6 protein-coding genes and 3 pseudogenes are annotated in these 8,103 nt (G+C 59.5%); 1 reads left to right on the top strand and 8 read right to left on the bottom strand.

Translation table 11 applies throughout. The annotated features are described in order from the left end of the window. A partial coding sequence (locus AC0L3U_RS38040; RefSeq protein WP_473364913.1) for an aldehyde dehydrogenase family protein occupies nt 1-972 on the top strand: 972 nt, incomplete at its 5' end. A 2,088-nt stretch (nt 973-3,060) separates the two neighbouring features. Here AC0L3U_RS38040 and AC0L3U_RS38035 read toward each other — a convergent pair. From AC0L3U_RS38035 to AC0L3U_RS38000, 8 genes and pseudogenes are all read right to left on the bottom strand, one after another. Then, a pseudogene (locus tag AC0L3U_RS38035) lies at nt 3,061-3,330 on the bottom strand (hypothetical protein); the annotation flags it as partial. A gap of 380 nt (nt 3,331-3,710) precedes the next feature. Then, a complete protein-coding gene (locus AC0L3U_RS38030; RefSeq protein WP_259219509.1) occupies nt 3,711-3,881 on the bottom strand; it encodes a transposase domain-containing protein in 171 nt (56 codons plus the stop codon). Between the two features lie 98 nt (nt 3,882-3,979). Next, nucleotides 3,980-4,421 (bottom strand): annotated as a pseudogene (locus tag AC0L3U_RS38025) (IS66 family transposase); the annotation flags it as partial. Further along, complete coding sequence (locus tag AC0L3U_RS38020) at nt 4,322-4,894, bottom strand: IS66 family transposase (protein ID WP_259265538.1); 573 nt, start codon at nt 4,892-4,894, stop codon at nt 4,322-4,324. The gene AC0L3U_RS38020 and the pseudogene AC0L3U_RS38025, both read right to left, overlap by 100 nt. After that, nucleotides 4,891-5,304: an IS66 family transposase gene (locus AC0L3U_RS38015; RefSeq protein WP_374762671.1), complete on the bottom strand. Its 414-nt coding sequence runs from the start codon at nt 5,302-5,304 to the stop codon at nt 4,891-4,893. The genes AC0L3U_RS38020 and AC0L3U_RS38015 overlap by 4 nt, the downstream gene beginning before the upstream one ends. Nucleotides 5,305-5,358: 54 nt before the next feature. Next, nucleotides 5,359-5,544 carry an IS66 family insertion sequence element accessory protein TnpB gene (gene tnpB, locus AC0L3U_RS38010; RefSeq protein WP_374762402.1) on the bottom strand — a complete coding sequence of 62 codons (186 nt, stop codon included), beginning with the start codon at nt 5,542-5,544 and terminating at the stop codon, nt 5,359-5,361. A gap of 351 nt (nt 5,545-5,895) precedes the next feature. Continuing rightward, entirely contained in the window at nt 5,896-6,177 is a 282-nt protein-coding gene (locus AC0L3U_RS38005; protein WP_259219455.1) for a hypothetical protein, read from the bottom strand. Between the two features lie 466 nt (nt 6,178-6,643). Further along, a pseudogene (locus tag AC0L3U_RS38000) lies at nt 6,644-7,120 on the bottom strand (transposase); the annotation flags it as partial. Nucleotides 7,121-8,103: the final 983 nt, after the last annotated feature.

The following is an 8,103-nucleotide window of genomic DNA, read 5'->3' as shown; positions in this document are numbered from 1 at the left end:
GCCTGCAAGGTCGCGCCCGCGCTCGCCGCCGGCTGCACCATGATCCTGAAGCCGTCGGAGTTCACCCCGACCTCGGCCTTGATCTTCGCGGAAATCCTCCATGAGGCCGGCGTGCCGAAGGGCGTGTTCAACCTCGTCAATGGTCTCGGCCCCGAGGTCGGCGCCGCCATGAGCGAGCACCCCGACATCGACATGATCTCGTTCACCGGCTCGACCCGCGCCGGTATCGACGTGGCCAAGCGCGCGGCACCGACCGTGAAGCGCGTGAGCCAGGAGCTCGGCGGCAAGTCGCCGAACGTCATCCTCGAAGGCGCCGACCTCACGAAGGCGGTGACCGGCGGCGTGATGCACATGTTCAACAACTCCGGCCAGTCCTGCAACGCGCCCTCGCGCATGATCGTGCCGGCCTCGAAGATGAAGGAAGTCGCCGCGATCGCGAAGGCCGTCGCCGACAAGACCAAGGCCGGCGATCCGCGCGCCGAAGGCACCACCATCGGCCCGGTCGTCAACCGCGGCCAGTGGGACAAGATCCAGGGCCTGATCAAGAAGGGCATCGACGAGGGCGCAACGCTCGTCGCCGGCGGCCCGGGCCTGCCCGAGGGCGTCAACAAAGGCTTCTATGTCCGTCCGACCATCTTCGCCGACGTCACCCCCGACATGACGATTGCGCGTGAAGAGATCTTCGGACCGGTGCTGACCATCATCGGCGCCAAGGACGAAGCCGAAGCCGTGCACATCGCCAACGACACGCCCTATGGGCTTGCCGGCTACGTCACGGGTGCGTCCGTCGAGGACGCCAAGCGCGTCAGCCGTCAGATCCGCGCCGGCAATGTCAATCTGCAGGGCGTGCCCAACGACCGCTCCGCGCCGTTCGGCGGCTACAAGCAGTCCGGCAACGGCCGCGAGTGGGGCAAGTACGGCCTCGAGGACTTCCTCGAAGTGAAGGCGGTTGCGGGCTTCAACGCAGCGTAATCTCTAGCGCCTGGGTCAACATGACGCCGGCGCGGGAAACCGCTACGGCGTTTTTTTGCCTTTATCCCGCAACGCGCCCTGCGTGTTCACATACATCGTGAGATCAACGAAATATCTGTATACCGCCGCGTCAAGGAAAAGCCTAAGAACTCGCGACGGCACGCCCGCTGGCCTTAGGCGCCTCCGGATGACATCGGCCAAGATTGCGCGTGAGACCGGTAACACGAAGCAAGCTCGACCATTGCGCTCGCCTGAGTAACTGGGCAGGTTTTGCTCCGTCTACCCGTCGCACCTGTCCATTCCGCAAACACCTGACAGGCACACAGTCTGGAAGCGTTAGAATTGAGCTCCGGTTTGAGGTTCACTGATACGTCGTCCAGGCTGGGTTCGCGCCCTGCAATTGCATATGAAGGAGCAGCGCGTTTTAACTGCGTTGGCGCCTAAGCTGCTTGGATTTTGGGAAATTATCAAGTTCACGCTTCAATCGAAAGCTTTCGCCGGATAATAATTCGGCACACGCCAGCACTTGCGTTGAAGCCTCTCCGGCTTGCCTCGATTCAGTGATGACTTTGTCTCTCTGCGACCTAGGAAAGACCTCGCCGCAGCTTCCTGCACATTAACTGCGATGGTTTTGCTCGCTGTCTCCTGCACCCCCACTGAATCAACAAGTTGTCTTGGCAATCTCCGAGATGCGCCATTGTAGCGTCGATTTCTGCAATCTTGTGGACCGACTCGGTGGTCGCCGCCTGAAGTCCTCCAATATGCTTGTTACCTCAACTGTCCCATGCGTGGTTTGCGTGGCAAGAGACTTCCCCCCCCTGGGCAACAACCGCAAACCCCTGCCGTTCAGCGCAAGGAGATTCGTTTGCCGCGCGATTGCCGCGATCGAACGAACCCGCGCAACATGCCATCCTTGGAACTCGACATCTCTCTCAGGACTGCAGTGGCTTCTGCGGGGCCCCTTGTAGATGCAGGAGAAACCCCTCTATCATGTGGGAGCTATGGCACGTTTACCCCTGGTAAGGCCCGTTCGGATACTGCGCAAAATCATTTCGGTGCTGGCCACGTGCCGCCAACATGAAAGCGGTAAGAAGGATCAGAAGTCCGCACACATCACGAGGTTAAACGGAGAGCTGTGTGGCATATGAAACGGCTCACAGCAGGTGTTTAATGAGTGAAGGAACCTCAGCAGCTCTTCCGGCGTGAATACTCTTAGGTGCAGGGTCCTAAACTCGATACCGGTTTGCTCTTGCGTCAAGCCGCCGAAGTCCGCACTTTTCAAGCCGAAAAAGTGCGTCCTGTCCGCATATCGGCAGGAAGAATGCAGCACATTTGTTTCATAAGCAACGCGATCGCATTGGTTCAACTTTGCCGGTGCTCCAAGTCTCGCACGCAAGAGTAGACCCGCTCGACTGAATGCCATACCGATAGCTTAGGCCGTGCCAAACCGCATCAGCCCACCGACTGAGTACGAGGGGATGGATCGAGGGGGCTCATACTCGCTTGGACGAGACACAGCTGGATGTTGGCGCTATTCAATCACTCTTGGAGACCAGCTCAGATAGGGCAAGATCCAAGCACGCCTCGGCTTACTCGCCGTCCGACCGGTGAAAATGCTTATCCATCGAATTCTCGGGGAAGAACAAGCTGGTCAGCGGTGAGGTTTCGATGAGATGCTCCACTTCCCAGAGGAGGGATACCATGGTGCAGATCGCTCCTTACGGCTCCTTCGGTGAAGGCCGCTCTGAAAGCCCGGCCGCGGAGAGCAACCTCTTTCACCGAGCATCGCGAAGCAGGTCGATGAGGCCGAGATCGACGGGCTGATCAGGGCCAAGTCTCGCTGGAACGAACAGACCCAATAAGCGACCCGAGGCATATCTTGTGGATGTTCTATGGCGTGAACTGGGTCCAGCCCTGCGGCGCCTTTTTCGCGTCGAAAGTAAAGGACGCTACTTAAATCCGGGTCGCACCCGATCTGCTTCGGAAGGCGACGCCGCTGCCGGATCTCGTGCGAACGCAGGTCTGCTTCGACTAGTCGCTGTCGGGTCAGCATAGAATTCCGCTGGTGCTTCAGCCACCGGCTTTGTCTGCAGTGTCACCTCTGGAGGGTCGAGCTTCGATCGCTCTGAGTAGCGCTCGTCCCTTTTCCGTGATTCGCCACCCTCCGTTAACGCGCTCGATTAACCGCTGGGAAAAGATGTCAAGGTTCGGCACGCTGGCAGCCAATCTCTTTGTGCGCTCGGCCCAGTCGTAACCGCTCGTCGCCAAAATAGCCATGTCCCGCTTGAGGTCCGCCATGCGTGCAAACCCATCCGGATAGCTCACCAGGATTTTCAGGACTGTGACCTGGAAGTTCACCGGAATGACCATCAATTCATTTATCGCCTACCGCACGGCTGGTGCTTGGCGAAGTGCATCGACGCGATTTACTCGAGCGTGCTCTCCACCATCGTAGCGCTTCTAGAGCGTTCGAGGCGACATGCGCGCGTCACTCTGAGCAACGTTCTCGCAAACCTAATAGAGCATCGCGCGTAGAAGTCCTACTACCGTCCAGTACGGGAGATGTCCCACCATTGGCCGGGCGACAGAGGAGCACAAGTATTCCTGAATCCAATCTGTCCGCCGAGCGGTATCCAAAGATGCAGTAGAATTTGGCTGCAAGCCCCGCGGCTGGAGCTACTTTGTGCGCGTGCCCTCATCCTTTCCTTAGCATTCAGATGCCACTTGTTTGTGAGCGCTTAGTCGCAACCGTATTGAGGCTGGCTTGACGTTTTGCGGAATCGCCACGGCACGAGTTTTTCGATGAGGCTATGGGGATGGCCGTCGATGATCGTCTCGAGTGTATCGGCGATGTAGGCGGCCGGATCGATGTCGTTGAGCTTGCAGGTGGCGACGATCGACGCGAGCAAGGCCCAGTTTTGCGCGCCGACTTCATGACCGGCGAGGGCGCATTTTTTTTGGTCAGGCAGACCGGCCGGATGGCGTTCTCGACCGGGTTCGTGTCGAGCTCGAGGCGCCCGTCTTTGAGGAAGCGGGTCAGCCCTTGCCAGTGATTGAGCGCGTAGCGGATGTCCTCGGCGAGCGTCGAACCACTGGAGATTATCGAAAGCTGTCTCTCGAACCATGGCTTAAGCGCGGCGACGATTGGCGGCGAGTGCTCCTTGCGCGCGGCCAGCCGGATGTCCCGCGATGAACCGCGTAGCATGGCTTCCATGGCGTAAAGCTGTGCGATGTGCCGAACCGCAGCCTGGGCAATCGGCGATTTGCTGTTGCGCGCTGAGCAAGCGCCGGTGCAAATGGCTCCAGCAATGCACGAGCGTCCACGGCCTTTTCGGTCGAGCGACTTTGGTCAGCCGGTCATCATCGCATTGCAGGAAGCGTCCGTTAAAGCCATGCAGGAACTGCTCCGCGAAGGCGCCGCTGCGACCGGGGGCATATCGGAACAGCACGATCGGAGGACTTGGGCCGCTGTGGCCGCGGTCGTCGAGACGATCGCCCAGGAGTAGCCTTTCTTCGTTTGGCCACGCCCGGGATCGAGCACCGGTGCCGTGGTTTCGTCCATGAACAGACGATCCGCCCGCTCCAGATGCCGACGCATGTGGTCCGCTATGGGTTGGAGATGGAAGCAGGCGCGGCCGGACCAGGTGCCCAGTGTCGCCCGATCAAGCCGGATCCCCTGTCGAGCATAGATCTCGGCCTGACGGTAAAACGGCGTATGGTCGCCGAACTTGGAGACGATCACGTGTGCAATCGCCGCTTCGGTCGGCAGCCCACCAGGCACGACGTGCTCCGGCGCGTGGGCCTGCACGGCAGGGCCCGAGCAGCGGCGACAGATGTATTCTCGGGCGGCGCGTGACCGGCACGCGCCATGCGCCGGGATCACGTCGAGGCGTTTGCTGACGTCCGCGCCGATCTTTGTCATGGCGCCGCAACCGCACGGACAGAGCGTGCTCGCAGGCTCGACGATAGCTCCACCCGAGGCAAATGGGCAGGCAAGCAGCCGTTATTGCGATGAGAACCTTGATCCGGCGCGCTCCGCGATTGGCCCTGGATCACAGCTTCGGCTCTTCCTGAGCCGCGTCCAGGATGCCTTGCGCGATCTCCACGTCTTCCAGCGGCAAGTGATACTGATCTGGCGCGTAGCTTCTCGGAGTTCGCGCCGAACTTCTCGCGTCTCAATTCGCCGAGAATGACCTCCAGCCGACGTCTCGCTTCCTCCGATCCGCCAAATGCCCCCTGATGCTCGCTCAAGGCTGCCTGCTTTCGCGCCAAAGCGCCTTCAGGCCTTTTTCGTTGCGGAGCGCCGCAATGCTCATGCGCTATTTCGAGCACATCGCCATTTGCGCCGGCCACGTTCAAAATAGCTCCCGAGCCAATCTGCGGCAATTATCCAGCCGCCTGGGGAAGCCGCGCTTCTTCCGGGCGGACTAATCTCCAATCCAGCCCTTCGAACAGGGCTGCGAAGATCGCTGGCGATATGCGCATCACGCCGTCTGCGATCGTTGGCCAAACGAACTTGCAGCCTTCGAGGCGCTTGTGAACTAACACCAGGCCCGTTCGATTGCAGACCACATCTCGTGGCGACCTGACAGTATCACTCCCACGCCGATGGGCTGACGCCAAATTTCCCCATCCAACGACTTTATTTGACGAATTTCACCACTTCGAGTGTGCAAAGTTGCCGCTAGATTTGAGAGATGGGTCCGGCACGAGTTATGTTGCCGGTCGGGCGGGGTGCCGCCTCGGCCGGCTAGCTGCTTGGTGTAGAAGCAGGTGATTGTTGTCGCCGGCGAGGTTAGCGCTTGAGGGACCAAAGCGTTCGTGACTGTGGCTTATATCATCTTAGTTGTTGAGCCATGGAGTTGACTTGAGCAGCCGCCGTGAAGGTATCGAGTGTCCGTCGTCAGGTCGGCCACGCTGCCGCTAACGCTGCGTTGTCGCATTCGGCCCTGTTTGCGTTGTACATTTATTCATTGGAGCCAGCCGGATGAAGCGAATAAGGAAGGACAATCCGTCGAATCTAGTCACTATCACCTTGATCTCTAAGACGCCGAACCCACCAAAGACAAAAAAACTCACTGCAACGATGAAACGACGCGCATTGAAAGCTCGAAAGTCCGAACAGCCGCCTCCTCCCTCTTCTTGAGCGTGCGCCGGCAGCCCAGGCCCGAGCGCTTCATTCTGCTGCAGGAAAGCCAGTTTCAAAGAGTTACTCCGTCGCAGGCTACTGTAAGGCGTGATCCAGATCTTCACTCCCGGAAGATACCGTCCCTGCGCGTCGGCTGGCTCCTTGCCCATCATCGCGGATCGGAGAAGGTTTGGGCCCTTCGGACAACGGCGTCATGGCGAGCTGATGCTTGTTCACAACGCTTCCAGTTCGCCTCACTCGGATAGGAAGAGCGCGTGCAGCCAAGTGGGGAGTGACCGAGGTGGCCAAGAGAGATACAAGGACAGCACCGCGCCCGCGGTGGGATGAGCTTCCATCATGTAGCCAATGAGTTGGCGAAGGCTTGTATCCTTACAAACACCCAAGGCTTGACTTCAGCTATTTTCGTCACTCGACAACTCGCTGCCGGAGGCTGCTCCGTCAATGGCACTTTGGTTGAGCAGCCTGGAGGGAGACAAAGAGCTATGCGGAATTTTGCGTGACGAGGCGATCAGGCGGCGTGGTTTGCCGGCGCTCATACTCGCCCTGCCACTCGGCGGTCAGCCGGGAGATGACCGAAGGCGACAGGTTCGGCGCGTCCTTGCCCAGTAGGGCCGTCAGCGCCTCCTGGAAATCGCCCGTCGAGATGCCGCGCAGGTACGGCACCGGCAAGAGCGCATCCAGACTCCTGGTCCGCCCCGTCCAGAACCGCAGAATCGCCGACTGAAGCGGATCCGCTCGCCGTGACGGCCGCTCCGCGGTCCCGAATCTTCGCCCGCGCGACCTCGACCGGTCCGATGCCGGTAGCAATCCTTCGGGCCGGGCCGTAACCATGCCGTACGACACGGGCGCGCCCGTCGTCAACCGTGGCAAGAAACGTCTCGACTTCGATCTCCACGGCCTGCGCCAGAAGCTGCCGCGCACCAGCTCGCAGAATATTGTCAGTGGATCGTCGATATCATCAAGCTGACGAAGGGCAACAATATTGCTAGTCTCGTTCATGGCGTATCGCTCTCCTTGAGAGGTTCTGGCAGGCTCGACACCCGCCTCGATACGGCGCCTATCTGATTCCGTCATCACCCACTTTCCCGCATAGCTCGGAGACAAAGCATACTAAGCTGCTCGTAACCAGCGGAGCCATATCTGATCACTGTGCCGACGCGCCTTGAAGCGATCGACGCATTTCTTCGAGCATAGGGCTGTTCGCCAGCAATAGTAGCGTATCAGCCCGAACTTTCCGCCGCATATCGCGCAACACGGTGTTGAAGCGGGTCGGGAGTTACTTGATCTATCGTGCATCATTCCCTCCTGTCGCATTTACGAGAGAGCCGACATTTTCTTCGCCGGAAGTCGCTCCTGACCAGGAATGCGTGGCGTCAGCGATGCCCAATCTCGCAGCGCATGCCGAACTGGGCACAAGCCTTCGACTTCGGGGCGCGCCTAGTGAGCGTGCCCTCGAACTTCATCGGAGTGCTTCGCCCGAACTGTTGTGAAGCGGAGATGATGAGCTATCGCAAACCCTGGTCAGTCAGGCGTTTAAATTTGCATCAAAAGAATAAATCGAACTTGGCTACGTCCATGGCGCCGTACGTCGTAAATATGACCGTATGCGACATTATGATTCTGACGCGAGACGTCGCATAGCCCTCCTCAGCCGAAGTCTGGAGTACTTGAGCTTCGCACGGCATCAATTGATTCAGCCCAGAGCGCCTCTTGAGTGGCTGATGGGCGCGATTTCACCTGACGAGTGGTCCGCTCCACGACCGAGTGATGTCTTGGTCATTCCGTCTGCGGGCGCTCTCCGAACATCAGATCAGCGGCCGTTTGGCGTTCGGCAGCTGCGATCGCAAGCGGCTAGCCAGCCGCGCGACATCATTCAAGTACGGCAGCCGTAATCGAGCCCGGGTTATTGCGGTGAGATCCAGGTTGGCCGAAACGACCTGCTCGCCAAGGCCGGCGCGGGCGAGATCCTCGCCATCCGGACC

The organism is Bradyrhizobium sp. Kon69 (genome assembly GCF_055807515.1).
Note: the sequence above shows the minus strand (reverse complement) of the source record. Positions and strands in the feature narration are given on the sequence as shown.

Bases quoted from the DNA above. Each gene is read 5' to 3' on its own strand.
- AC0L3U_RS38020 (WP_259265538.1), bottom strand. From the start codon at position 4,894: ATGACAAAGATCGGCGCGGACGTCAGCAAACGCCTCGACGTGATCCCG.